Annotated in this window: 20 protein-coding genes; 9 read left to right on the top strand and 11 right to left on the bottom strand. The window is 46.7% G+C overall.

Translation table 11 applies throughout. From position 1 onward, the window contains the following. The first annotated feature begins 282 nt into the window (after positions 1–282). The 3 genes from proS to FN124_RS01360 all read left to right on the top strand — a co-directional run bounded on the left by proS (position 283) and on the right by FN124_RS01360 (position 5567). The gene (gene proS / locus FN124_RS01370; protein WP_142683008.1) at positions 283–1758 is read left to right on the top strand and encodes a proline--tRNA ligase; all 1476 of its coding nucleotides are present in this window, start codon (positions 283–285) and stop codon (positions 1756–1758) included. Positions 1759–1884: 126 nt separating this feature from the next. Then, positions 1885–4809 carry a sensor histidine kinase gene (locus tag FN124_RS01365; protein ID WP_185937051.1) on the top strand — a complete coding sequence of 975 codons (2925 nt, stop codon included), beginning with the start codon at positions 1885–1887 and terminating at the stop codon, positions 4807–4809. Further along, positions 4806–5567, top strand: coding sequence for a LytR/AlgR family response regulator transcription factor (locus FN124_RS01360; protein WP_078672331.1), 762 nt, complete (start codon positions 4806–4808; stop codon positions 5565–5567). Before FN124_RS01365 ends, FN124_RS01360 begins: the two co-directional genes overlap by 4 nt. 274 nt (positions 5568–5841) lie before the next feature. Here the strand turns inward: FN124_RS01360 and FN124_RS01355 are convergent, their stop codons facing one another. Together FN124_RS01355 and FN124_RS01350 are read right to left on the bottom strand one after the other, a co-directional pair. Beyond that, the gene (locus FN124_RS01355; protein WP_142683006.1) at positions 5842–7416 is read right to left on the bottom strand and encodes a trypsin-like peptidase domain-containing protein; all 1575 of its coding nucleotides are present in this window, start codon (positions 7414–7416) and stop codon (positions 5842–5844) included. Between the two features lie 430 nt (positions 7417–7846). Further along, the gene (locus FN124_RS01350) at positions 7847–8845 is read right to left on the bottom strand and encodes an acyl-CoA reductase (RefSeq protein ID WP_142683005.1); all 999 of its coding nucleotides are present in this window, start codon (positions 8843–8845) and stop codon (positions 7847–7849) included. A 94-nt stretch (positions 8846–8939) separates the two neighbouring features. Between FN124_RS01350 and FN124_RS01345 the strand changes: the two genes are divergently transcribed. From FN124_RS01345 to FN124_RS01330, 4 genes are all read left to right on the top strand, one after another. Then, positions 8940–9287, top strand: coding sequence for a 4Fe-4S dicluster domain-containing protein (locus tag FN124_RS01345; protein WP_142683004.1), 348 nt, complete (start codon positions 8940–8942; stop codon positions 9285–9287). A gap of 147 nt (positions 9288–9434) precedes the next feature. Further along, complete coding sequence (locus FN124_RS01340) at positions 9435–10421, top strand: D-alanine--D-alanine ligase (protein ID WP_142683003.1); 987 nt, start codon at positions 9435–9437, stop codon at positions 10419–10421. Between the two features lie 26 nt (positions 10422–10447). Continuing rightward, positions 10448–11263 carry a PASTA domain-containing protein gene (locus FN124_RS01335; protein ID WP_142683002.1) on the top strand — a complete coding sequence of 272 codons (816 nt, stop codon included), beginning with the start codon at positions 10448–10450 and terminating at the stop codon, positions 11261–11263. 38 nt (positions 11264–11301) lie between these two features. Then, the gene (locus FN124_RS01330; protein ID WP_142683001.1) at positions 11302–11607 is read left to right on the top strand and encodes a rhodanese-like domain-containing protein; all 306 of its coding nucleotides are present in this window, start codon (positions 11302–11304) and stop codon (positions 11605–11607) included. 50 nt (positions 11608–11657) lie between these two features. Here the strand turns inward: FN124_RS01330 and FN124_RS01325 are convergent, their stop codons facing one another. After that, positions 11658–12050: a RidA family protein gene (locus FN124_RS01325; protein ID WP_142683000.1), complete on the bottom strand. Its 393-nt coding sequence runs from the start codon at positions 12048–12050 to the stop codon at positions 11658–11660. Between the two features lie 49 nt (positions 12051–12099). Beyond that, the gene (locus FN124_RS01320; protein WP_142682999.1) at positions 12100–13224 is read right to left on the bottom strand and encodes a hypothetical protein; all 1125 of its coding nucleotides are present in this window, start codon (positions 13222–13224) and stop codon (positions 12100–12102) included. A 163-nt stretch (positions 13225–13387) separates the two neighbouring features. Between FN124_RS01320 and FN124_RS01315 the strand changes: the two genes are divergently transcribed. Further along, positions 13388–14137, top strand: coding sequence for a hypothetical protein (locus tag FN124_RS01315; protein WP_142682998.1), 750 nt, complete (start codon positions 13388–13390; stop codon positions 14135–14137). A gap of 37 nt (positions 14138–14174) precedes the next feature. Here FN124_RS01315 and FN124_RS01310 read toward each other — a convergent pair whose 3' ends face one another. From FN124_RS01310 to FN124_RS01290, 5 genes are all read right to left on the bottom strand, one after another. After that, on the bottom strand, positions 14175–15380 hold the full coding sequence (locus tag FN124_RS01310; RefSeq protein ID WP_142682997.1) for a hypothetical protein: 1206 nt from the start codon (positions 15378–15380) through the stop codon (positions 14175–14177). Between the two features lie 10 nt (positions 15381–15390). Beyond that, positions 15391–16287, bottom strand: coding sequence for a type 1 glutamine amidotransferase (locus FN124_RS01305; RefSeq protein ID WP_142682995.1), 897 nt, complete (start codon positions 16285–16287; stop codon positions 15391–15393). Between the two features lie 35 nt (positions 16288–16322). Next, a complete protein-coding gene (locus FN124_RS01300) occupies positions 16323–17423 on the bottom strand; it encodes a carboxylate-amine ligase (protein ID WP_142682994.1) in 1101 nt (366 codons plus the stop codon). A gap of 99 nt (positions 17424–17522) precedes the next feature. Next, positions 17523–18614 (bottom strand): ATP-grasp domain-containing protein, encoded by a 1092-nt coding sequence (locus FN124_RS01295; RefSeq protein WP_142682993.1) that lies wholly within the window; start codon positions 18612–18614, stop codon positions 17523–17525. A 5-nt stretch (positions 18615–18619) separates the two neighbouring features. After that, positions 18620–19327: an esterase family protein gene (locus FN124_RS01290; RefSeq protein ID WP_142682991.1), complete on the bottom strand. Its 708-nt coding sequence runs from the start codon at positions 19325–19327 to the stop codon at positions 18620–18622. A 57-nt stretch (positions 19328–19384) separates the two neighbouring features. Here FN124_RS01290 and FN124_RS01285 point away from each other — a divergent pair, with 57 nt between their 5' ends. Further along, on the top strand, positions 19385–20128 hold the full coding sequence (locus tag FN124_RS01285; RefSeq protein WP_260607293.1) for an alpha/beta hydrolase: 744 nt from the start codon (positions 19385–19387) through the stop codon (positions 20126–20128). On the opposite strand, the gene FN124_RS01280 is transcribed toward FN124_RS01285, so the two are convergent. Continuing rightward, a complete protein-coding gene (locus tag FN124_RS01280) occupies positions 20125–22278 on the bottom strand; it encodes a TonB-dependent receptor (RefSeq protein WP_142682990.1) in 2154 nt (717 codons plus the stop codon). The two genes, FN124_RS01285 and FN124_RS01280, sit on opposite strands and share 4 nt — an antisense overlap. 400 nt (positions 22279–22678) lie before the next feature. Then, positions 22679–25873: a TonB-dependent receptor gene (locus FN124_RS01275; protein ID WP_185937050.1), complete on the bottom strand. Its 3195-nt coding sequence runs from the start codon at positions 25871–25873 to the stop codon at positions 22679–22681. Between the last annotated feature and the right edge of the window lie 299 nt (positions 25874–26172).

Below are 26172 nucleotides of genomic sequence, written 5' to 3'. Positions count from 1 at the left end.
GAAATATATTTTAAGCGTGATTCGTATAGTAAATTTACTTCTTTTTAACGGATTTAACAGGAAGAAAGTTACAATAACACAGGCTACGTTATATTATTTTATGATAAGTGTTTGCAACGTTATGTTTTTCATCTATGTTTGTGGAATTTCTTCATAATGTAAATTGGACAAAAACTAAGCCAATCCGGCCTTTGGCAACCGGCCGCCGGATTTAATTTTGTCTCGACAAATTTAACCGGAAATAGCTTAAAACAAAAGATATATAAATAAGGTATAATTTTTATGAGTAAAGAGATTACGGCCCGCTCGGAAGACTATTCCAAATGGTATAACGACCTGGTATTGAAAGGCGGACTGGCAGATTATTCTGCTGTGAAAGGATGTATGGTGATAAAACCATATGGATTTGCTTTGTGGGAGGCCATGCGCGATGTGCTGGACCGCAAGTTCAAGGAAACCGGCCACCAGAATGCTTATTTCCCCCTGTTCATCCCTAAGAGCTTTTTAAGTAAGGAAGCCGCCCACGTAGAAGGCTTTGCGAAAGAATGCGCCGTGGTAACCCACTACCGCCTCAAAAACGATCCTGATGGCGGCGGCGTTATCGTGGATCCGGAAGCCAAACTGGCAGAAGAGCTCATTGTTCGCCCCACCTCTGAAACGATTATCTGGAATACATATAAAGACTGGATCCAGTCTTACCGCGATTTACCCCTCCTGATCAACCAGTGGGCAAACGTGGTGCGCTGGGAAATGCGTACCCGCCTGTTCCTGCGTACTACCGAATTTCTCTGGCAGGAAGGGCATACCGCGCATGCCACTGCAGAAGAAGCTATTGCGGAAACAGAACAGATGCTGAACATCTACGCGGATTTCGCGGAAAATTATATGGCCGTGCCCGTGGTGCGCGGACTGAAATCGCCCAGCGAAAGATTTGCCGGCGCCGTGGAAACCTATTGCGTGGAAGCTATGATGCAGGACGGTAAAGCCCTGCAGGCCGGTACTTCCCACTTCCTGGGACAAAACTTTGCCAAAGCATTTGACGTACAATTCTCCAACAGGGAAAATAAACTGGAACACGTTTGGGCTACTTCCTGGGGAGTGTCTACCCGTCTCATCGGCGCGCTCATCATGGTGCACAGCGATGATGAAGGCCTGGTGATGCCGCCAAAAATTGCCCCAATCCAGGTGGTGATCGTACCTATTTATAAAGGGCCCGACCAGAAAGCAGGATTGGATGAAAGGGTAAACGTTATTGTAAAGGAACTGAGAAACGCCGGGATCAGCGTGAAATACGATGATTCTGACAACAACCGTCCTGGCTGGAAATTTGCGGAGTACGAAATGAAAGGCGTTCCGGTTCGTATAGCCATTGGCGCGAGAGACCTGGAGAATAATGTGGCGGAAGTAACCCGCCGCGATACCAGGGAGAAAATGAGCCTGTCGCTCGATGGTTTACCAGCCCGTATCGCCGCGTTGCTCGAAGAAATACAACTTAATCTTTTCAATAAGGCAAAAGCTTACCGCGATAGTCATATTACCCGTGTAGATACCTTTGAAGAATTTGAAAAAGTGCTGGACGAAAAAGGCGGTTTTGTATCTGCCCACTGGGACGGTACCGCCGAAACGGAAGAACAGATCAAAGAACGCACAAAAGCGACAATACGCTGCATCCCGCTCAATAATCCGCAGGAAGCCGGTACATGCATACTAACCGGTAAACCTTCCAGGGAAAGAGTGCTGTTTGCAAGAGCGTACTAGGAAAGAAGTATCACATTAAGTATTACGGGTAACGGATTTTTATGGAAATTCCCGTAATGATCCGCCATCCGTAATACTTAATAACTGTGTTTCCCACAATTAAACCGTTAAAATGATTCGATGCCCTTGAACCGTTTCATAATGTTATGGGGGGCGGTCTTCCTTTGCACTGTTACAACATCCCTGGCCCAGGGCCTGATGATCCGTAACTATAATGTGAAGGACGGGCTGGCCAACGCTACTGTTTATGCTGCTGTGCAGGATAAAGACGGATTCATATGGTTTGCAACTCCCACCGGCGTTAGTAAGTTCGACGGTAAACGGTTCCGCAACTACGCCAAAAAAGACGGTCTTACAGATAATGAAGTGGTGAAACTCGCCGCCGACTCCAAAGGAAGAGTGTGGTTTTTCACCCTCAACGGAAAGCCTTCCTTTTATCAGAAGTCGATGATCCATAGCGAAGAAAACGACTCCTCCCTCATCTTCAACAGCCGTAGCCACTACATGCAGTACGCTTTTGAAGGCAAAGGCGGCTACATCTGGTTCCTCAATACCAACAACCGGATTGTTCAATACAACGGCAGAAAAACAATTTACGATAAACTGGGCGCCTCCGGGGCTGACCTGTACTTCCTGATGCGTAATGACAGCATCTTTCACCCGCTGCAGGCTTCCTTTCATCTCGAAAGCCTGACGGATCCCGGTAACCCGCAGCAACAGATCTATCCCGTATCCCCGTTCCCGTTAGAAGATACCAATTTCCAGGCCCGCATCAATGAAAGCCCGATCGTGATCATCCGGAACACCCTGTATTCCTACAAAGGGAAAGATGCTGTACGTTTTTTCAATGGAGAAGAATGGGGGATCAGGGATGATATCAGCCACATATGCATTGATAGCGATAACCTGTGGATCGGTACCCAGCGTGCGCTCTATTTTCTCAAAGGCTATTTTAAAGGAGAAAGAAATGTGATCCGCCTGCTGGATAACCACTTTATTACCTCGCTGCTGAAAGACAGGGACGGTAATATCTGGATCACCACTTTTGGCGATGGCGTATATAATATCCCCTACAAAAATTTTTATTTCAGTTATCTCGATAATACCAACGGGCTTTATTCCCATTCTATCTTCAGTATCAGCAAAGACAAAAAGAATAACCTGCTGCTTATCGGGCAGAACGCAGGTGTGCTCAATACCATAGATGCCCATAACAATATCCGCCAATATACGCTGGATACTACTTCCGGCCGTAACAGCGTGCTTTCCATTACCCCATATAGCAACGATAATGTGCTGATTGGAACGGATAACGGTTTGTACAAATTCAACACGCTGTCCCGTAAATCATCTCTCATCACGGCTGTAAAAATGCTGAAAGATGTGGATGTATCACCCGGTGGTAAAATAAGGATCGCTGCAAAGAACCAGGTGGTGGTGCCCGATAATTATGCTATCAACGACCTCGATATGCTGGTTACCTCGCTGGCCAGTATCAACGACTCTGCTTATTACGTAGGCACCAACAGCGGCCTGTTCTTTTGTACAGACAGGGAGCGGCTACTGCAGCCCGCTGCTGTGGATACCCTGCAAAAGGTCGGTATCAAGGATCTGAAATGGCTGGATGGCTCCTTGTGGATAGGTACCAGCGACCAGGGAATTTACGTGATGCAGAACAACAGGGTGATCAAACACCTGTCTACCGTCAACGATCTCGCCAGCGATATCTGCCAGCAGCTTTATTACGACGGCATTGGCCGGTTGTATGTGGCTACTAACCGCGGTGTGTCTGTGATCGACATAAAAACGCAGACGATCACACGTAATATCACTTCCAGCGATGGCCTGCCCTCCGACGACATCCGCGGAGTATACGCTGATAAGGATATACTGTATATTGCCACTTCCAACGGGTTGTGTTATTTTAATGCAGATCATATCCCGGTGGATACTGTGCCGCCGGTGATTTACCTGAATAACATCCGGTATGGCGACAGCACTTTCCTGGCGTCCAATAATTTTGTGCATCTTTATCAACGTAAAGCCTCTTTTGAAGCGGAATTCGGCACCATCGTCTTTGACCTGCCGGAGCTGGTGGAATACCAGTATAATTTTTCGGGAGATACCACCAGCGGATGGGTCACCACCATGTCTAACATCATCCCGTTCCCCGACCTGCAACCGGGCAACTACACCCTGATGCTCAGGGCTAAAAAGTACAAAAGCGACTGGTCCAAACCAGCAATTATAAACGTAAGTATCCTGCCCAGGTGGTACCAGCAATGGTGGGCGAGGGGCATCCTGCTGTTGGCCGGCTTATTACTCGTGCTGGTAGGTTTGCGGTATATCGTCCGGCGGATCAAACAGGCGGAAAAACGTAAAACGGAGTATAACCGGCGCATCGCAGAGCTGGAAGCCAAAGCGCTGACCAACCAGATGAACCCGCATTTTATTTTTAACTCGCTGAACTCAGTACAGCACCTGATACTGGAAAAAGAAGAGAAACAGGCACTGAATTTCCTGGCAGACTTTGCTACGCTTATGCGGCAGATGCTCAATAACTCCAGGAAATCGTATATATCACTGGAAGAGGAAATCGCCTTTCTGACCCGTTACCTGGAGTTGGAAAAGATCCGGTTTGCTCATTCCTTTACCTATCACTTTATTATGGAGGATGCTTTGAAGGAGTATACTATCTACATCCCACCCATGATCATTCAGCCGATAGTGGAAAATGCAATTAAACATGGCCTTGCGCCAAAGAATATAAGCGGTTACCTGGAAATCCGCCTGGAAATGGTGGACGACCTGCTGTACTGCTCGGTAGATGACGACGGAATAGGTTGGGATAAGTCGAACAACATTAAAAGTTCAAGACTCATTAAACACGAGTCTACTGCACTTAGCGTGATTAAGGAGCGGTTGCAGATTATAAAATCTTTTAATGGAAGTGTTGGAAAGTTAGAAATAATTGATAAATTTAAATCTGGTTTCGGCAATAAGGAAGGTACCTTAGTTGAAATACTGATTCCCATTGTTAAGATGTTATGAGTAATATAAAAGCTGCCATTGTAGACGATGAAGTCCGCAACATTCATATTTTACGCAATATACTCGAGAACTACTGCAAAGATGTGACAGTTGTCGGTGAAGCGCAAAATATCAATGAGGCGGCAGAAATGATAAAGAATAACCCCATTGATGTTCTGTTTCTTGATATTGAGATGCCGCCACACAATGGATTCCAGCTATTGGAAATGTTTCCGGTGCTGAACTTTGAGGTTATTTTTATCACCGCTTTCCAGGAATATGCATTGCAGGCAATTAAGTTTGCTGCACTCGACTACCTGTTGAAACCAATCAAGGTAAGCGAAGTGGAAGATGCATTGGAGAAAGTGAAGAAGAGTAAGAAAGGACGGCTGAATGAACTGGCGTCCATACTGAAAGATTATGTAAAGAATAATGATAACGCCTTCTCCAAGATCGTTATACCGGTGAATGACGGGTATAACGTGATCGATCTGAAGGATATTATCTATTGTGAGGCATTCGACAGCTATACCAAAATTCAGCTGATCAATAATGTATCCCACCTGATCTCCAAGTCGTTGAAGGAATATGAGGAAATGCTGTCTGATAAAGGATTTTACCGGGTGCATAAATCTTTCCTCATTAATATTCATCACATTGTGAAGATCATTAAAGGGCTGGGAACTGCCGTAGTAATGAGCGATCAGAAGAATATTCCCATCTCTTCCCGCAAAAAAGATGAGTTCTTTACCCAGCTGAAAGGGGTGATCAACTTATAATATTATTAAATTATTTTAATTATTAAAGCCGGTGAGACATCGCTCAACCGGCTTTTTTATGCGTTGGCTAAGCCGATTATCCCGTTTACGGAATGCCCCTCTAACTTATCGTATGCTTAGACTACTTTTCTAACAGGTTTTCATAAAATGACTGATTGCATGACCCGCTTCTCCAGGCAGCGCATGTACGACTTAAAGGAAAAAGTCCCGCTCCGGCTTACCGGAAACGGGACTTTCTCTTTTAAGACCTAAACCCAATTATTTAATAAGGGGATCAAAGGTTTTCGGCGCCGGCGCCTGTAACAATATTATAGTAATAGATATTTCCGCCTCTTTCAGGATAGAAACCTATCAGCTTGAGGTTCTTTTGTTTTTCCACTGCATTGCTGAGGTCATCCACAGAGGTGATCTGTGTATTGCCTGCTTTCAGGATCACAAAGCCGGGGGCCATGGAGGTTTGTTTTTTCAGGATACCGTTGCCGATATCATTTACCACCACACCGCCATTCACACCCAAACGGGCTGCCTGGTCTTTGTCGAGCTCAGAGAGATCTGCACCCAAACGGTCCAGCGCAGTGATCTTTACCAGGTCTGTGTTACCTTTCAGGTTCTTCATTACCACGTTGTTTATGGTAATTTCCTTACCGTTGCGAAGGAAGCTTAAGCTGATCTTATCGCCAGGTTTGTAACGTGCTACCTGTTCGCTCAGCTGGGAAGTGCTGGGGATTTTTACGCCGTTCACTGCGGTGATCACATCACCAGTACGGAGGCCTGCGGCAGCAGCGGAGCTGTTGGGCAACACGTCGGTTACCTGTACGCCGTCTACATCTCTTTTAATACCTGCATCTTTCAGCTGTTCATCGCTCATATTGGCGATGAGGGAAGAAGGCGCATATCTTACACCCAGGTAAGCCCTTTGAACGTTACCGTATTTGAGGATATCATTTACTACTTTTTTGATGAGGTTTACCGGGATTGCATAGGAGTAACCCGCATAAGACCCGGTGGGAGAGGCAATGGCAGAGTTGATACCTACCAGTTCACCGGCAGTGTTCACCAGCGCGCCGCCACTGTTACCCTGGTTCACAGCAGCATCGGTTTGTATAAAGGATTCGATAGCGCTGTTCACCCGGCCGCCGCTCCTGTTGATACCTATAGAGCGGGATTTGGCGCTCACAATACCTGCAGTTACAGTTGCGTCCAGGTTAAGCGGATAACCCACGGCCAGTACCCATTGTCCTATTTCCACGTTATCGGAGTTACCATACAACAGGTAAGGAAGATCTTTGGCGTCAATTTTAATAACGGCCAGGTCTGTGCTGGGGTCTGTACCTATCAGTTTAGCTTTGAATACTTTGTTTTCATTGCTGAGGGAAACGCTGATCTCATCTGCATCGGCAATTACGTGGTTGTTGGTTACAATGTACCCGTCTGCAGAGATCAGTACGCCCGAACCGGAAGCCATCTGGCCCGGAATGTAATATCTGCGGCCATCTCCGCCGCCGTTAAATTCATCTCCAAAAAAATCATCTCCAAAAAGATCCTGCAGGATACTGCGTCTTCTTTGCAGGTTATTGCCATTGGTTACCTGCCTGGCGTTGATCTTTGTTTTGATATGTACTACACCGGGCACAGCTGCCTTTGCCGCGGTCGTAAAATCGGATGGTGGGGTAGCATTTGCATTCCCTTCTGTGCCCGGCATATAACGGGCGTAGTTAACAGGGATTTCGGTACCGTTCTGGAAAACAATCGGCTGCTTCGGCTGGAAATATTTGCCATACACAAATATGGAGGCAGCTGCCGTTACAGCACTGAGGAAAACAGTCGTAACAATTTGCTTGAATTTCATATTATAGTGTGTTTGCGTGATAATTAATGATAACGCTGGGATATGATCAATTTACATGCCCTGACTACAAATTTAATCCGCACTATGAATCAAACGCAACAGGGGAGATTCACTTTAACACATTTTTATACCAATCGTTAAACACGGCTTAATACCCCACTGACAAACATGGCAGCCTGCCTGTCAATATAACAAGTAATTCCGACAAATTGTTAGTGCGCCTTCGGCGCTTAAATTGTCTTGGAACACCGATTACGCTGATTTTGATGATTAGTTTGATTTTATTTTTTGGATTTTAAGTAATTAAGGAGATATAAGCGAGTATAACTCCCTTAGCTATCTTAAAACTCAAAAAATTAAAAGTAAAATCAAACTAATCATCAAAATCAGCGTTCCAAGACAATTTCCGCGGCAGGCGCCGAAGGCGCCACTACAGCTCCAGCAGGAACTTCAGTGTATCCACGCCATCAGCGTAGTCGGTGAGGTTGGGTTGCTGGGCATAACCGAAGGGCGTGAATTGCTGTCCTACCAGGCATTGCAGGGCGTCTTCCCCGGAAAGTTCCTGTTGCAGCTGGGCCATATCTACATAATAGCTGTAGTGTAAAACGCTGATCGGGGAAAAGAGGCCGGTGTTTTCCTGCAGCAGGATACTGCCGTTGGTCATATAGGCGCTGCTGTTGAGCAGGAGCAGGGCCAGGTTGTAATCGTAATTGTTCTTGTATTTGTGATGCTCAATCAGGTAACTGTATTTCTCCAGGGCTTTGAGCAGGGGCGTAAAGTCGTAGTTCAGCGGTACATATATCTTGGTCACATTCCTGCAACCCAGGCCGAAGTACATCATAATATCGTCTGCCAGCGCCAGCAGCTCTTCCGTTGATTCTTTACCGGTAAGGATAGCGGCCGAGGTGCGGTTATGCCGGATGATATGAGGGTATTTGGCAAAATAATAGTGGAAATACCGGGCAGAGTTATTGCTGCCAGTGGCAATATAGGCATCGCAATTTTTCAACATGTCGTGTATTTCCGTCTGATTGGCCTGGTCCGGGTACCATTCACTGATCTTTTCCAGGATGTGCTTCATCAGGATCTCATCTTTACCGGAAAGTTTCATTTTCACCCGGTGCCCGCTAACAAACCCGCAAAGCCAGTCGTGGAAGCCTACCAGGGGGATATTTCCCGCGGAAACGATGCCCACAGTTTTGGGCGCCCGTTCTTCTGTTACCTTGTGATAGTCCTGCAGCCATTGCTGCAACGGCTCAGGCGACAGGAAATAGCGGGTAATATTATCTATTGCATTGTCTATAAAGGAGGGAATAAACCAGCCGTTGGCAACATATGCGCGTTCTTTAACTGCTTCCAATTCCGGGCTTTTATCCGCCAGATACTGCCCCAGGCGCACCAATGCGGCTTCTTTTTCTGTTATGTTCATGAAACTGTATAAATAATGACCTAATTAAACCGGGAAAATTTTATTTTTGTCACACAAAATTAATGGCTTACTACTTAACCAAAAAGTTTACACTATGGCAATTAAGATAACAGACGAATGTATAAACTGTGGCGCCTGCGAACCGGAATGCCCCAACAATGCGATATACGAGGGTGGTGTTGAATGGGCAATAGCCGACGGTACCACGGTAAAAGGCGCCTATACATTGATGGACGGTAGTGTAATGGATGCTGACCAGCGAAATGCGCCTATCAGTGTAGATACCTACTATATTGTGCCCAACAAATGTACAGAATGCCAGGGATTTCATGAAGAACCGCAATGTGCCGCGGTTTGCCCGGTAGATTGCTGTGTTCCTGACGAAATGTACCAGGAAACTGTAGATGAGCTGATGGACAAGAAGGCCAAACTCCACATCTAAAATATTCTCAAGGAAGCTTAATAACCGTTCCTGCTCTGGCCGGGACGGTTTTTTTATGTAATTTGAACAGCCACTGCCGGCCTGCGTGGCGGCTCTTGACAATTAACAAATAACCTTTAACTTTACCCGCTTATAGCAAAACATCTTATGAAGAAGAATATAGCTCTGGTAGCCGGTGGATATTCCGGAGAGTATGTGATATCCGTACAAAGCGCCGTAACTATTGAGAATAATCTGGACAGCAGTGAATATAATGTATACAAGATCATTATCACAAAAAGCAGCTGGAGCCATACCGGCGCCGACGGGCAGGTGACTGAAGTGGATAAAAATGATTTCTCCCTGACCATCAACGGGGAAAAGATCACCTTTGATGCCGTATTTATCGGTATTCACGGTACACCGGGAGAAGACGGCCGCTTGCAGGGCTACTTCGAAATGCTTGGTATTCCTTTTACCAGCTGCGGTATGGTCACTTCCGCGCTCACCTTTAATAAAAGCTATTGCAATAAAGTGGTAGATGCACTGAAGGTGGTGAATGTATCCAGATCAGTACATATTTTCCGCCAGCAGCCATATAATACGGCAGAAATACTGCAGCAACTGCGTTTACCCGTGTTCGTGAAGCCCGCAGAAGGAGGCAGCAGCATCGGCATGTCAAAGGTGAAAACTGCGGAGGAGCTGCAGCCGGCTATTGATAAAGCGTTTAATGAAGACTCCCAGATTCTTATAGAGGAGTTCATCAAAGGCCGAGAGCTGACGATGGGGCTGTACCGGGCCAATGGCGCCATTACGGTGTTGCCGATCACAGAAGTAGTGAGCAGCAAAGAGTTTTTCGACTACGAAGCGAAATATACGCCAGGCGTGTCCAACGAAATCACCCCTGCACCGGTAACAGACGATATTGCCCGCCAGGTACAGGAAACCGCCACCATTATTTACAATAAACTGAATTGCAAAGGCATTGTACGCGTGGATTTTATCTATGAAGAAGCTACCGGGAAACTGTACTTCCTGGAAATAAATACAATGCCCGGGCAGTCTGAGAACAGCCTGGTTCCGCAGCAGGTAAGAGCTGCCGGGAAAACACTGAAGGAATTTTATGGCCTGCTTTTGGAAGAAAGCCTGAAGTAAGGATTATCACACTTAATATAATTATCGTGTTCGACTTTATTACCAAACGCTCTTTTTTATTCAATCTGTTGGCGGTTATTGTAATGTTTTTTGCCCTGGCCCTGCTGTTTTTCTCTATGCTCGGTTTTATCACCAAACATGGACAGCAGCAAACCGTGCCGGATGTACATGGGAAAAATATAAAGGAGGCTATTGCATTGCTGGAGAAAGCCGGTTTTGAGGCTGATGTAAGGGATTCCATTTATATTGATTCCATTCCTCCCCTGGCCGTGTATGCGCAAACACCTGATAAAGGAGCGCAGGTAAAAGTTGGCAGAACCATTTACCTGACCGTCAATAAAACTGTGGCGCCTATGGTGAAAATGCCGGACCTCGAAGGACTTACCTTCCGCAGCGCGGAAATGATGCTGAAAAGCATGCGGCTCAACGTGGGAGATACTATTTACAAACCGGATTTTGCCACCAACACGGTATTACAGCAGCTGCTGAATGGCAGGAAAGTGAAGCCAGGCACGGAAGTAGCAGAGGGTAGCAATATTACCCTGATCCTGAGCAGCGGAACCGGCAGCGTGGAAAACCCGGTGCCTAATTTTGTAGGGCTCACCTTTGCCGAAGCCCGGGAAATGCTCAGCGCCAGTAACCTCAACCAGGGTACGGTGATCATTGACCCCAACGTAACAGACACGGCAAACGCCTATATCATTAAGCAGGTACCCGCCCGTAAAAACGAAATCGGCGATTTTAATATGGTAAGGGCCGGTGAAAGCGTGGATTTCTGGTTATCTGCCACCAAACCGGTAACCGACAGTACCGCTATCGTAAAACCTGTTGAGCAGGAATAGTTGAAAATGATGTAATTTGATTCTAAATACTTAATAACATGCAAAACATTACGGCAGAAGAACTGAAACAACGTATAGACAGCGGTGAAGAACTTTATATATTAGACGTAAGAGAACCACATGAGCGTGCAGAATTCAACATCGGTGGTACACATATTCCTTTGGGCTTTGTGCAGCAGATGCAGGTAGATGAAATTGAAGACTGGAAAGATAAAGAGATCATCGTGTATTGCCGCAGCGGTAACCGCAGCGGGCAGGCTTGTATGCTGCTCGATTCCATGGGCTTTACCAACACCAAAAACCTGGTGGGCGGTATGCTGAAATGGACAGAGCTGTATAAATAATATTATCACTACTTCTGCGCCCTGTTAACCAGGCGCAGAAGATCTTCCCGCTAGGCTTTCTGTTCCACGATAGCAGTGGCTTCTATTTCCACGAGGTAACGGGGATCAATCAGTTTACTCACCTCTACCATGCTGGTAGCGGGTTTAATACTCTTAAAGAATTCCCCGTGCGCCCTTCCATATTCTTCCCACCTGGAGATATCCGTTACAAACATACGGGTGCGTACCACATCATGCAGCGTGGCGCCTGCATTGATCAGCGCTGATTCTATTTTTGCCAGGGCAAATTTCGTTTGTTCATAGGCGTCACCTTCGGCTACTACTTTATCATTATCGGATGCTACGGTGCCGGATACTTCAATGATATTGCCTACCCTTACGGCACGGGAGTAGCCTACTTTCCCTTCCCAAAGCGCCCCGGAGGAATAATTGGTGCGTTTCATAGTTGTTTTTTAGAGAGATGAGGAGATACACAAATCTACAACATCTTCTTTACTGTGTGGTGGCAGTGTTATCCGCAGGGGGCGGAGTGGTGGTCCTGAATTTTATGACCTTACCCAGCAGGTCGAACCAGAAAGGAGCGCCCAACGATATGGCGAGCGCGGTAATGCACCAGCCGGCAAAAACGAGCCAGCCATTTTGCTGGAAAGGATGCGTATAACCACAGCGTACCGTGAGGCGCCCGCCGCTGGTATCGGGTATGCAGGCCCGGCTGACGCCCAGTACGTTCGCCGCATCGCCGGCATCGTTGCGTAGCATGGCATATACACCAATCAGCGAGGTATCGGTCACAAATATGCGGATGGAGGTATCTGCCCGGAAAAAGGCGCTGTCTTTATGCAGCACATTTTTACGTATAAGCGTATCCGTGATAGCGGTATAACCCGGGCCCCGACTGGCGGCAAGCTGTACCAGCTGTGATCTTACGTTTTTGTCTTTCATCAGGATCCGGGCTATAGCAATGGAATCCACGTTAAACAGCGCTGCAATGCTGATACCGATGCACAACAACCATGTTTGGGTCTGTTTCCGGTACCAGCCGCTGGTACGTGTCATGGTTTCGTTGAACCAGCTTTCCATATTTACCCGGAAGGCCGCTATATTGTGCCCTGCGTCTTCAAACAGCTGCAACAGGTGTTCGTGCGTATCCGGTACCAGGTGCAGGTAATTGTGAGTGAGCGCCGCTTTAATGGCCTGTGCATCACTGCCTTTATGTTCAGGAACGCTGCCCCGTAACAGGTGTACCATCGTTTGGGAAAAGATCTGCGGACTGATATAGGCCGGCCGCGAAGTAGCGCTGTTTTCCCCAAGGCTGCGGATGGAAGGCATGCTGTAGAACTTTTTAAGGAAAGGATTTTTCCGGAATGGCTCGAAGAAGTACACCACGCTCCATCCCAGCTCATAAAACCAATTGAAGAAGGTAAACTTTCCAAACCAGCCCAGGTCTGTACTGTGATCATCCTCTTCCAGCATCCGGCGTAAGCCCTTGGTTAACAACCGCGCCCTGGAATTGAAGATCCTGGCAATCAGCTCCTGTACAACGGAGGCCAGCAAACTGTATAGCAGGTAAATGAAAATAAGGCCAAGCGCCACATCTATGGCCAGGTTACTAAACATAAGATAGGTATTAAGTTGACATATTTACATAAAAGTAAATATTTATATCAAAGATAAAAGTGTACTACGCAATGTATTTGCAAACTCTCCGTTATCTTTTTTAACAAATTGCTGTGTCAGGTGCAGCAATGAAACAATATATCTTTGCCAATATTTTAGTGATATGAAATTGAAACATTTAGCCCTGTGTTTGGGAATGGCAGTAAGCTTCGGTGCTTCCGCCCAGATTAAATACAGGGATACGCAGAAGAAGCCGGTTTTAGTTCCTTACGACAGCAGTATTGCCTTTCAGCATCTTACACCGGATATAGCCCAGCTAACGCTGGTAGGACAAGAGATCACTTTCCTGAAACTTAATCCGCAGCGTGCTGTGCGAAACAAAGAAGATACCCTGCTGGATAATCTTAAAATGAAAGCCGTAGTGGAGGTGCCATATAAGAGTGTGCTCAAAGGCGGCCATTTTTATACGCCCTATAAAGCAATAGAAAACAAAACATTCCGCATTGTAGACTACGACCGGAGAAACCTGGAGGGGGTTACCACACTGATCTTTACATTGCGTGATGAAGACCGGAAGCTGTTGCTGTACCAGGTGCCGGAAGACAATCTTCCGAATACACCAGTGATTATCAACGGCAACTACGAATGGCTGAAACAACAGTATGTAGGAAGAAAATTACATCTCCGGAAAGAAAACAGAAAAACGGAAAATATCCTGGATAATAATAAGGAAATAACACTGAGCAATGAAGACGTGTATTCCTGTATAGATGTTGCCGTGATTTTTGCCGGTAAACAGAAATATGGCCAGCCTTTCCTGATCGTTAAAAACAGCGAAAACCAGGAACTGGCTATAGGAGTGGGAAAACGGAGTGAATACAGTACCGGCCCGTTGATTGAGGAATTTGAGTAATTCTTTTTAAGAGGAAAGTGATACTGCTTTCCTCTTTTTATTTTGCATCGCCGGATTCAAAAAAGCAACAGCTGCCGCCTACCCAGGTATCCTGGCTGTTGAATCCCACGCCTATCATTTTACCTTTGCTGATCCGCGCCAGGTTATGCACCAGCATTGGTCTTGCGGCCCCATCCTGCCAGATATAGATCATGCGTATTTCGCAGATAGCGGAGCCGGTTGGTGTTTCTATAGCAGGTGCATATTTTACTTTGCGTTGCAATATCCAGTTCTCCGGATCCTTGATCCGGTCAATATCTTCCGCTGTCACATCTATCAGTACTCCCTGGCCTGCAAAGGAAAAGAGCGGTTTCAGTACATAATTTTCAAGGTCGGCGGGCACTACCGGCAACTGGTGCAGGAACCAGCTTTTAGGCACATATTCACTGTGAATAAAGGGCATCATGTATTTACTGATCCGGTAAAACCAGTTGGGGTGCGTGATCCATTCCACATCCAGTTCCTGGAAAAGATTTACATGGGCGCCGAGGCTTTCGGCCTGTCGTTGCAGGTCGTCAAAAATGATCCTGTTATAAATGCGCTGCACGCGGGTTTTTACACCGTTTCTCATATAGAACAGCTGCTTGCCTTCCTGTATGAGGGCGGTTAAACAAACGGTGGGAATATCCAGTTTTTTTTCCGTGCTGTGAAAATCGATCCGTGTTTTCTGCTCTTCCGGCTTTACTTCCAGCAGTATCACTTCTTCCGGCGTATAAGGGCCCACAATCATATCGCGCAGCAGCTGGTAATATGCGGCTTCATCCAGCCCGTTGAAAAAATTACTCAGCGTATCCGGTATATTGAAATGTGTTTTAAAACGACGGGCCATCACTTCCTGGAAAGCCAGCATGGTAGGGAATCCCTGTAATTCAATGAGCTGGGGAGCCAGGGATCCGTCATCTGTTTTGCAAACAGCAAAATCGATGACAATAAAATGCGGGTGCTCATTTTCATGCGGTACTTTCAGCGCTGGTGGAATGGCATCGCGGGTAATGGTTTTAAAATCGGGGCGAAGCAGCACATCCACAATCTCTTCGCAGGCCTGTACCAGTTTACTGCTAAGGGCAGCAGGCACAAACACCGGGGTTTCGGCTATTCTGAAAGCGGGTACCATGCCGGTATCTGCGGCAATGCCATCTAAAAAAGCCTGGTATTGCGCAGGTGTGAATTGTTGGTTATATGCTTTTCTGACAGCAGGGATCATAATTTTTTAATTAGAAGAACGAGTGCTCATTATCATTATGCGCCGTTACCTGCGCCAGCCGTTCAATGGCAGCCAGCCTGTCGGACAACCGGCCATAAATGGCATAGTCCAGGAACGCGGTAATAAAACGGTCGTGTGTAAGCATGATCCTGTCCGGATCGGTGAGCTGCCGGATCATACTGTTATATTTTTCCAGGCCGTGATGGTTCACCACCTGCTTTTTCTTTTCTTCCTGTAATAAGTACATATGCATACCGGCAGCATCTGCTTCGGGGTGGAACTGTGTGCCAATAAAGTGCTCATTAAACCGGATGGCCATGGTAGCGCGTTCCAGCGGCACGTGCGGCCGTTCTTTTTCAAGCGCAATTACATGTCCGCCCATTGCCTGCAGATTCTCATAATCCAGCTCTATCACCTGCCAGTCGCGGCTATCCACAATATAAAAAGGATCAGGCAGCGCGCTGAATATTTTTTCCTGCATGCCAGCGGCGGTTTTATGCACCGGGAATACGCCGAATGCGGGTGATTTCCGTTTGCATACATTGCCCAGTTTATAATAACGGCACATGAGCTGGTAGGAATGACAGATAAAAAAGACGGGCTTCTTCACTTCATGGGCTCGGTTCCATTCGAGGAGGTTTTCCACCAGGGAAAAATAGGCCGTTTCCCAGTCGCTGCCTTCACTGGCTACCGGGCTGCCGGGGCCGCCCGTGGAAATATATATATCGTAGGAAGTGTCGGGAACCTGTATTTGCTGTCTTACTTCAAACTCATCAAACTGCAGGTCCAGTGCATGCATGCTGGCGTATTTCGCCAATATTTCACGGATACAGCGCATCCCTTCATTGGGAACACCCTCATACATATCCAGCACAGCCACCTTCCAGCTATTTTTTATTGGATGCATGCTGCAAAATTACGCGAAATTTATTTTATGGGATATTAACAGCCCTGTAGAAAGCGGTCCTGGATAAAATCTGTTACGGCAACAAGGCTGTTTGTTTCGGCATATATCTCTAATTGTTTGTCTGCCCCAGTGCCGGTATCCAGTAGTTGCGTGGTAGCGGCAATGATATCGCGGCTGCCCAGGTCATCCACTACATCGTCGATAAAGTCGAGCAGCTCGGAAATCAGGGCGCGTGCATTGACTTCCATCTCCTTTCCAAAATCAATCAGGTACCCATCAATTCCATAGCGGGAGGCCCTCCATTTATTTTCATTGATCAGTGCGCGGTTGTAGATAATGAAATTGAGGTTCTGCATCCGCAGTTTATAGATCTTGGCGCATACTGCCTGGAAAAGCCCTGCTATCATGATGGTATCGTCCAGGGTGAGCGGTACATCGCAAATGCGGAATTCCACCGTATTAAAAAAAGGATGCACCCTCAGGTCCCACCATACTTTCTTGGCATTGTCGATGCAGTTTGTTTTTACCAGCAGCTTGATATAGTTATCGTATTCTTCGATGCTGGCAAAATAATCGGGGATGCCTGTGCGGGGAAATTTGTCGAAAACTTTTGTACGAAAGGATTTGAATCCGGTGTTACGCCCTTCCCAGAAAGGGGAGTTAGTGCTTAATGCAAAAATATGCGGGAGGAAATAACGCACGGAATTGGCGATGTGAATAGCCATTTCCCTGTTTTCCATTCCAACATGTACATGTAAACCAAAAATGAGGTTGGAGCGTGCGGCATCCTGCATTTCATTCACTATTTCAAAATAGCGGGGATGATCGGTGATCAGTTGTTTTTCCCATTTACTGAAAGGATGGGTACCGGAGGCGCCGATGCTGAATCCCAGGTCGCCGGCTATTTGTGCAATGGTGCGGCGCAGGAAGGCTACGTCTTTCCGGGCCTCGTGGATATCGGCACAGATCTGTGTGCCCACTTCCACCACTGCCTGGTGAAACTCCGCTTTTACCTGGTCGTTGATCACCTTATGGGCCTGTTCTACTATTTTTTGTTCATGTGATCTGAGCTCCCGGGTAACAGGGTCCATTACCATATACTCTTCCTCGATCCCCAGCGTGAACGCCTTAAACATGTTGTTAGCTTTAGCTTTTAGCTGCGGGTTATGCAGCGGTAATTACGGCAATTTATTTTAAATGAATGCCGTCTGCAAATGTAGGGCAGTAAAACGGTTTCATTTTTCTTTTTGTTGTTTTTTCACCGGGCTTTTTTGGGTTGCTGTTTTCTTCTCCTTTTCGGCGCTGCTCTTCTTTTCCTTTACCGGTGTTGTTTTTTTTGCTTTGGGAGCGGCAGGTTTCTTTTTCTCCGTGGTAGCTGCTGCTTTTGCTTTTGCGCGGCCGGGATGCACAAATTTGCCCCAGGTGAGATTGTCTTTCCCCGGTTTCTGTGCAATAGCCCTTTCTATGGCGTACCTGGCCGTGGTTTCCACCACCCATTCAAAATGTTCTTCACCGATGGAGTGAAGATCGGCATCCGGGGCAGGGTTGCAGAAGTCGATAGCGTAAGGCACTTCACTGCGCACAGCTATTTCCACTGTATTGAAATCATATCCCAGGTATTGATGCAGGGTAAGTACCTGTTCCGTGATCCGTTCCGCCAGTGCTGCACTGGGCTCATAATCGGCCTGGTAACGCAGGTGCGGTGCGTTTTTAGGATTATAGGGCATGATCCGCACTTGTTTACCGCCTATGCAAAAGCAGCGGTAATACTGGCTGAAGTCGATCTCTTCCTGCAACATCATTACCAGCTGACCGGTTTCACCGTGTTTACGGAAGAAATCATCTTTGTCTTCCACGCGGTATACATGTTTCCATCCGCCGCCGGCATACGGTTTCATATACGCGGGGAAGCTCACATATTCAAAAATGCTGTTCCAGTCGAACGGGTAAATAAGATTACGGAACGATTTATCCGTGGTATCATCCGGCAGTTTATTGGAAGGCAGCAATACGGTGCGGGGCACATTTACGCCAATCTTTTCCGCGAGGGCGTTGTTGAAGAATTTATCGTCGGCGCTCCACCAGAAGGGGTTGTTAATAACGGCGGTACCGGCGGCCGCGGCATTTTTCAGGTAAGACCGGTAGAAGGGCACATCCTGCGAAATACGGTCTACAATCACGGCGTAGCCCGGGTCGGCGCCCTGCATTACTTTGTCGATGGTCACAAATTCAGCGAAGATGCCGGGCGGGTTGATACGATTTACACGGTCTACAAACGCCTGTGGAAAAGTGTTTTCCTGCCCGAAGAGGATCCCTATTTTTTTCATGGTACTTACTTGATAAGTGAAACATAATGCGGCAACATTTCCCGCCATACCGGCCAGTCGTGCGTAGTTTGCGGACGGATATCAAGCCAGTGGGCTATTTTTTTGCCGGCCAGTATACCTGACAGGTGTTCATTCTGTGGCCGGGTTACGTCCCGGTCGGCCACGCCCAGCACGATGCCCATGCGCCAGAGGTCTTCATGCTGGTTGTCCGGCACAAAATCTGCCGGGTTATTATAGTATACATTATCATCGTAATGCCCGTCCATGCGGAACCTGATATCAAAGATGCCGCTGAGGCTGAACAGGTACGACACGCGGTCGGGGTGACGGAATGCGAAGTTGGCAGCATGATACCCGCCGAAGCTGCAACCGGCGGCCACTATCCGCTGGTATCCCGTTTCCTCTGTCATGCGTGGCAGTATTTCTTCCATGAGCAGCTTGTCATAACAGGTATGATTATACGCTCTTTGTCCGGGAGAAATGCTTTTATTGTACCAGCTGAATGCATCGATGCTGTCGGGGCAATACACTTTAATCCTTCCTTCTTCGATAAACCATCGCATGGCTTCTATCAGACCAAAGTCCTTGCTTTCATAATAACGCCCCATGGAGGTAGGGAACAGGAGCAGGGGGTATCCGCTATCGCCGAATACCAACATCTCAAATTCCTTTCCCAGGTTGGGAGAATGCCATTTTAAATAGTTTTCGGTCACAGGAAGGTGTTTAGTTAAATTTAAAAAAGATTATTGGTTTATTGGTAAATTGTTGCGGTGCAAACAGATCAACATGTTATCTATTCTGTGTACCTGCAACGGAGAATGCAGCTGGACAGCTACTTCACGGGTACATCTCCACATATACTTTTACTGGTAAATGATGGACAGGATCTTCCCGGCATATTACCGGAACTGCCGGCAACAGTGCTGGCAGTAGGCATTCACGCGGATGCCGACCGGAACGCTGTTTATGGCACCGCAGGTGTGCCGGATTACACGGGTCAGGGACAACTGGCGGAAAGCTATACCCGTTTTATTATTGATGAGCTGCTGCCATTCCTGCAACAGCAGTACCCGGATATGCGGATCGTAAAGCGGGCGTTTGCCGGCTTTTCCCTGGGTGGGTTATCAGCGTTGGATATTGTGTGGCGGTACCCGGATATTTTCGGGCTGGCAGGCGTTTTTTCCGGTTCTCTATGGTGGCGTAGTAAACCGCTGGGGGCCGATTACAATGATGATACCGACCGTATTATGCACCAGCTGATCCGTGCCGGCAGCTATCACCCCGGGCAACAGTTCTTTTTTGAATGTGGCACGGCAGATGAAACGGCAGACAGGAACAACAATGGGGTGATTGACAGTATAGATGATACGCGGGACCTGATAAAGGAGCTGTTAAAAAAGGGGTATAAACCGGGTAAGGATATTTTTTCTTTGGAGATTCCAGGTGGCCGTCATGATATGGCCACCTGGAAAACTGCTATGGATCTTTTCTTACAATTACCTTTCTTTTATTAATAGTTAACGGCAATGCCTACGTTAAATGAGGCGCCTTTTCCTTTTGAATAGAATCCCGGCTGCATAAACCACTGGGAGCGTGCCGGGAAATAGTCTTCATTAAAGAGGTTATCGATGCCCAATGTGAGCAATGTACGGGGAGCCACTTTATAGCTGGCATTGAGGTTCACCAGGTTATATGCTGATACTTTTCCTTCGTTGCCATTGTAAACGCCCTTGGCGTTTTTCTCAAAACGGTTCCTGCCATTTATGCCCATGTACTGTAAACGTACTTCCAGTGCGGGAAGCGGACGATAGGCGATGCTGCCGGTTACTTTCGGCGGCGCAATTCTTCTGCCGTTCAGGTATACATTGTAGCTGCCGCCTGTTTTAGCGGTATCGGCTTTACCTTCCACGAAGCTGTAGCTGGCGCTGATATCGAGGTTATGCAGTACCTGGTATTGCGCCGACGCTTCAAAGCCGTATATGCGTTCCGGTGTTCTGCTTACATTGAACAGGTCGGTGTTGGGATCAAAGATCATGTCTGCACCGAGTTTGGAAGTACTGATAAACCCGCTCAGCTCAAACCTCAGTTTTTTATGCTCACTCACAAAGCCCAGCTCATAGTTATTTACGAGCACTGCTTCTGTATTGATCTTTTTAATATCATTCACTTTTGCATCGCGCAGCGCTAACCCAACATCAGATACAGAAAAACCCTGTGAAAAGCTGAAATAAGGCATAAAGGCCGGGAGACGGTTATAACGGATCCCTGCATTAAAGAGGGTAGCGGTATAATCCAGGTCGCCTCCTTTTACAGCAATGCTGGGAGCGCTCACGGTACCATTGGCATTGGTAAGCTGAAGGGTGGTGTAATCGTCTACGCTTACACGCACTTTTTCCGCGCGTACGCCCGCTTTCAGGATGAGGTTTTGCCAGAGCGACCATTGCGTTTCGGCAAAAGGTGCATAGTTCAGCATATTCATTTCCGGCACCCATATCCTGCCATCTACCAGTGGCTGCGAGGTAACATTGTTCAGCAGGTCCGCTCCATAGGAAAGCGTACCGTTAAATGCTGGTTTGTTCGACAGCGGGGAGGTGAACATCAACCGCAAGCCTTTCTTTTTATCAATGGTGTGGGATTGTCCGTCGCCTCCTTCAAAACGGCCGAACGACACGTAAAAGATATCGTCCCTTGATTCATAATAGGCATCTGCCGAGAGGGAGGTGCCTCCAATGAGGCTATCGACCTGGTATTCCAGGTGCAGGGTTTGATTGCCCCTTGGGCCGGTGGGAACGCCGGCAGGCTTGCCCAGTACGCCTGAAGCGGGAATGCCTTTGGCGATATCCCCGTTCACCAGGGTGTAATTGGAGTTCTGCTGGCTGCGATAATAATTGTACATCAGCTGTATACGCTGATGGCTGTTCACCTGGTAGCCTATTTTTGCAAAAGCGTTGTAGCTGTCTGTTTCACCCAGGCTGTAGTTGGGGCCTACCAGTTTACCTTTAGCGTCTTTAAATTCGCCGGTTTGTTCTGCCACACCACTTACCACGTAATCAAACTTTTTATATTTCCCCTGTAATACCTGGTTCAAACGCCCGCCCACGCTGTTTTTGATGCTGGTGAGCGAACCGGTGGCATTGATCATGGTTTTGCCGGAGAGTATTTTATCTTCTTTGGGTGTAACGGTGATGTAGTTGATCAACCCGCCGGTGGCGCCGTTGCCGTAAATGGCGGTAGCGCCTTTCAGCACCTCAACTCTTTCCAGTACGGAAGGGTCGATGGAGCGCATGTCTACCTCCCCGTTGCGGAGCGGTGTGGATTGAGGCACGCCATCGATCATGATCAGCACAGAGCGGCCACGGAGGGACTGTCCCACGTTGCTGTTGGTTTGCGTACCGGGCGCCAGGCCGGGCACTTCCCTTGCCAGGATGTCTGTTACATCCGTATTCACGGTCATGTCGTTTTCCAGGGTTTTCCGGGAGATAACGGTTACTGAAGAAGGAACGTTATCCAGTGTTACCGGTTTACGGCTGGCAGATACAACGATTTCTCCCAGTGCCCGTGGTGTTCCCAGGGTATCTTTTTTATGGTCTTTTTCCTGTGCCATCAGTGGTGCTGTAATTCCGCAGCCGGCAATAAGCAGGAGGTTTAATTTTTTGTGTAACATGTAGTGTGATGCCTTTTTAAATTTGGCCGTTTTTATTTCCGGGGGGCGAAGTTAGGCAAAAGGAAGTGGGAGGATTTACGCAATCGGGAAAATTTTCAGATATTGTTTTTATTAAGTTGTCTTATCGTATGGATACTCCCGGGCTACGGTATGGATACTCCCCATATAAGCCATATTTACGCCGTATATAAGCCATATCTTATTCATTTAATACCTGTAGCTAGATAAATATGGGTGATGAAGAGGAGAAGATTGTATTATTTTTAGCGATAGAATGGGGGATAAGTGACAGGGTAATAAGAAAGGAGTAGAAAATCTGATTTTCTACTCCTTTCCTTATTGCCTTTTAAAGGACTTTTTCGGTGCTTTCCACTAATTGGATGGCCCTTTTATAACCTGATTAGTTGAAGATATATCTTATACCAACCTGCATTTGCCATCTGGACAGAATAGCAGTGTAGTCAATAAATGGACTGTTGAGGTTATTGAATGAGTAACGTGCCTGCCCGCCCGGACCATTGCTATCGCGGTAGGTCAGGAAAGCAGGGGTGTTTATTGTTTTTGCTACGCCCCAGTTGCTGTTAAGCAGATTACCGAAGTTGATGATATCGAGGGTCGCCTGCAATTTGCTCTTGCTTTTGGGAGCAATTTTCGCGAAATCGATGTCCTGGATGAATTTAACATCAAAGTGATTCCACCAGGGGTACTGACCGCCGTTTCTTTCTGCGAACTGTCCTCTGCGACTGTTCAGGTATTTATCTTTGGAGATAAATTGATCAAGGTCATTCCAGATCTGGTCAGGTGTACGGGTATCAGCAGGAGCACCGGCAGCTACTCTGCTCGGAATCAGAATGATCTCATCTTTACTTTTTGGAACGTAGATCAGGTCATTGTTGGTGGTAGCACCATCTTTGTTCATGTCGCCAGCATATACATAGCTGATACGGGTATTGTTAAACGCATCAGAGAAGGGAGAACCTTCATAGATGACAGATACTGTTGTAGCCAACACTTTTGCATACTGGATTTTGTAAGATAAGGTAGCCACTACTCTGTGCTGTACCAGAAATCCAGTGTAAGATAATACCGGGCTATTGGGATCATTTACGATTTGGTTACCGTTGAAAGCACTGGCGGCTTGTGATCCAGGGCTGGAAGTGATATCCTTCGCATTTTGATAGGCGTAGGCCGCGGAAGCGGACAAACCGAAATCAAATGTTTTGGAGAACTGTGCAGATAATGAATACGACCAGCCTTTGGAGGTATTATCCAATACAATAGCGTTGGTAGCTTTTGAGCTTACACGGTTAGGTGAAGGGAAGGTATCGCGTGCACCCGGACCTACTGATTTACCGCTTGGGTTTACCAGGTTGGCATCTCTGTGGAATACCGCGTTGATATCTTTGGTATAGATACCTTCGAAAGTACCTAATATTTTACCAGGTAAAACAACGTCTACAGCCAGGTTGGTACGCCATATCTGCGGATATTTGAAATCAGGAGACATTACGTTGATCAACACACTGCTCGGCGCTGCAGGATTAGCTGGTATGTATGCTTTGGGATCAGTATTAAATGGACGTGGATTGGTAGTGAAGTTGCTGATTCTGTCATTACCATACAACAGTCCATTTTGGCCCGCCTGGTTAACAGCCCATACATAAGGAATACGACCGGTAAAAATACCGGATCCACCACGGATCTGTAAGGTCTGGTCATTTTTCACATCCCAGTTGAAACCAACACGGGGTGAAATCATCAATTTGGCTTTAGGCAGTACGCTTACGTCCAGATGTTCACCATTACGGAATGATACGGAATCAATAGTTGGGTTGTGTGCCAGTTTTTTTGGATAAAATGGAACATCAAACCTTACGCCGTAAGTCAGTTTGAAGTTATCCCTGATCTGGAATTCATCCTGGGCATAAGCGGAAGCAGTAGCAGCATTCAGCTCAGCAGCAGGAGCAGCGTTTCCTTTGATCGCAGAATAAGACAATTGGTACAAAGTAGGTTGCACAGATTTGTCGCCACCCAGTGCAGCCAGTGCAGAGGCCATATCTTTGTAACGGAACTGGCCGAGATAGAATTGTGCAAAGGCGTTACTGAACTTGAAGTATTCACCTGCTATACCAAATGTCCAGGTATGTTTACCTGAGTACAGGTTGAAGTTATTGGCAAATTGTACCAGGTCCTGGTTCAGTTTATTCACAGCACTGAAAGGTTCTGAACCGGCAGAGATATAGTTCCTGCCATTGCCATCCTCGATGTCAATCAATGGAAATGCACCACCTGGAGTGGTACGGTAGTCGCGGAACCTGCTATAGGTAACGGACAGGTTGTTAGACATTTTGTTGGAGATGGAGCTGTTCAGTTCCGCTACGTATGAGTTGATCTTATTATACTGACGATAGCTGGTATTCTGGAACAGCAAGCTGGTTTGGCTTGGGCCACGTCCGCTGTTTGAGTTCGAGGCACTGGCATTAAGATCTTTAAAGGCATTCATGTAGGAATACCGGAAGTTAAACTTGTTCTTTGTATTGATATTCCAGTCAATACGTGCCGTTACCTTTTCGTTATTCTGGTTAAAGTCGTAGTTTTCGTAAGCTCCAGGGTCATAGCCTAATTTTACCAGTGCGTCTTTTACCTTGTCCATATCGGAGGCCAGTACATTGGAGATACCGGGACCATTAGTTCCGCGGTTAGCCCGGTAAGTGCTTCCCGGATTGATTTGTCTCTCCAGTTCCCCGTTTACGAAGAAGAATAATTTATTCTTAATGATAGGGCCACCTACACGGAAGCCGTATTGCTTAAGATTATACTGATCTTTACTAACATCTGTACCTTTTACTTTACCTCCTGTAAGGTCGTTGCTTCTGATGAAGGTATAAATGGAAGCGGAGAATTCGTTGGTACCGGATTTAGTTACCGCGTTGATGTTAGCGCCGGTAAAACCGCTCAACTTTACATCATATGGTGCAAGGTTCACCTGGATCTGATCGATAGCATCCAGGCTGATAGGCTGGGAGTTAGTAGCGCCACCTGGTAAATCGGATAAACCAAAGGCATTACTGAACAGGGAACCATCTACGGTAAAGGAGTTGTAGAGGTTGTTTCTGCCGGCAAAAGTGAGTCCTTTACCTGATTGTGGCGTCAGTTTGGTGAAGTCTGCGATACCTCTGTTCAGAGAAGGCAGGTTCTGTAACTGCTCTCTCGAAATGTAAGTAGCCGCACCGGTACGGGAACTGTTAAATGTGTTGCTTTGCTTACCTGTTACTACCAGCTCTTTCAGATCGGTAGAAGAGGACTGCAGTTTAAAGTCGATTTTGAATGTCTGGCCCAAAGGCAGGCTCACATTCTCCTCCTTTTGTTCCTGGTAGCTGATAAATGATACTGTAATCGTGTACGGTCCACCTACCCTCATGTTAGGAATGTTGTAACGGCCGCCATCCTGCGTGGTAGTACCATAGATGGTACCGGATGGCAGGTGTACTGCTTTTACAGTTGCGCCAATCAATCCTTCTCCTTTGTCGTCTTTTACGTAACCGGTCATACTACCGGTAGTAACCTGACCAAAAGTGATGATGGAAACAAACAAAAGTAATAGTGTTGTTAAGAGTAGTTTTTTAAACCCCATAAAGCAAAGAAATTGTTGATTCAGACGCAAAGTTGAACAATTTTCCTGGGAAAATTTTAACGCCGAATTAACAAATTGTTAAGTACACTGTGGATATCTCAAGCGGCATATCAAAATTTAAATGGCATCTAGCTATATCTATATTAGTAAAAGGATTATTCAAGAATTTCCTCAATAATTACGATTTCTCAAATATGAGATATTAATAATGAGAAATATATACGCCCACATTGAACTTTATCGGGTTTCAGGTGTATAAA

It is taken from the genome of Chitinophaga polysaccharea, assembly GCF_902150045.1.
GTDB classification, from domain to species: domain Bacteria; phylum Bacteroidota; class Bacteroidia; order Chitinophagales; family Chitinophagaceae; genus Chitinophaga; species Chitinophaga polysaccharea_A.
This window is presented reverse-complemented; position numbering and strand designations above follow the sequence as displayed.

Bases quoted from the DNA above. Each gene is read 5' to 3' on its own strand.
- proS (WP_142683008.1), top strand. From the start codon at position 283: ATGAGTAAAGAGATTACGGCCCGCTCGGAAGACTATTCCAAATGGTAT.
- FN124_RS01360 (WP_078672331.1), top strand. From the start codon at position 4,806: ATGAGTAATATAAAAGCTGCCATTGTAGACGATGAAGTCCGCAACATT.
- FN124_RS01355 (WP_142683006.1), bottom strand. From the start codon at position 7,416: ATGAAATTCAAGCAAATTGTTACGACTGTTTTCCTCAGTGCTGTAACG.
- FN124_RS01350 (WP_142683005.1), bottom strand. From the start codon at position 8,845: ATGAACATAACAGAAAAAGAAGCCGCATTGGTGCGCCTGGGGCAGTAT.
- FN124_RS01345 (WP_142683004.1), top strand. From the start codon at position 8,940: ATGGCAATTAAGATAACAGACGAATGTATAAACTGTGGCGCCTGCGAA.
- FN124_RS01340 (WP_142683003.1), top strand. From the start codon at position 9,435: ATGAAGAAGAATATAGCTCTGGTAGCCGGTGGATATTCCGGAGAGTAT.
- FN124_RS01330 (WP_142683001.1), top strand. From the start codon at position 11,302: ATGCAAAACATTACGGCAGAAGAACTGAAACAACGTATAGACAGCGGT.
- FN124_RS01325 (WP_142683000.1), bottom strand. From the start codon at position 12,050: ATGAAACGCACCAATTATTCCTCCGGGGCGCTTTGGGAAGGGAAAGTA.
- FN124_RS01320 (WP_142682999.1), bottom strand. From the start codon at position 13,224: ATGTTTAGTAACCTGGCCATAGATGTGGCGCTTGGCCTTATTTTCATT.
- FN124_RS01315 (WP_142682998.1), top strand. From the start codon at position 13,388: ATGAAATTGAAACATTTAGCCCTGTGTTTGGGAATGGCAGTAAGCTTC.
- FN124_RS01310 (WP_142682997.1), bottom strand. From the start codon at position 15,380: ATGATCCCTGCTGTCAGAAAAGCATATAACCAACAATTCACACCTGCG.
- FN124_RS01305 (WP_142682995.1), bottom strand. From the start codon at position 16,287: ATGCATCCAATAAAAAATAGCTGGAAGGTGGCTGTGCTGGATATGTAT.
- FN124_RS01300 (WP_142682994.1), bottom strand. From the start codon at position 17,423: ATGTTTAAGGCGTTCACGCTGGGGATCGAGGAAGAGTATATGGTAATG.
- FN124_RS01295 (WP_142682993.1), bottom strand. From the start codon at position 18,614: ATGAAAAAAATAGGGATCCTCTTCGGGCAGGAAAACACTTTTCCACAG.
- FN124_RS01280 (WP_142682990.1), bottom strand. From the start codon at position 22,278: ATGTTACACAAAAAATTAAACCTCCTGCTTATTGCCGGCTGCGGAATT.